The 267-nt window shown below is 61.8% G+C and carries 1 protein-coding gene; it reads right to left on the bottom strand.

All coding sequences use genetic code 11. The features are described 5' to 3' along the window. A partial coding sequence (locus AC2W7A_RS13385) for an IS3 family transposase (protein ID WP_485991777.1) occupies positions 1–231 on the bottom strand: 231 nt, incomplete at its 3' end. Positions 232–267 lie beyond the last annotated feature (36 nt).

Raw genomic sequence — 267 nt, 5'->3', positions numbered from 1 at the left:
GTGGTAGTTGTACCACTGGATGTAGGACTCCAAAGCTGCGGTCATCTCGGCCACGGTGGCCGGGTACCCATCGAGGAAGGCCTCGGTCTTCAGGTGCGAGAAGAAGTTCTCGGCCACCGCGTTGTCATGACAGTTCCCACGACGAGACATCGACTGGATCCCGTCCTGGGCGGCGATGATCTGCCGCCACGAGGCGTGCTGGTACTGCACTCCCTGATCGGAATGCACCATCACCCCAGCAGGATTACCGGCCCAGGCGAAGGCCTG

The organism is Micrococcus sp. LASM2_SD2, assembly GCF_057364565.1.
Note: the sequence above shows the minus strand (reverse complement) of the source record. Positions and strands in the feature narration are given on the sequence as shown.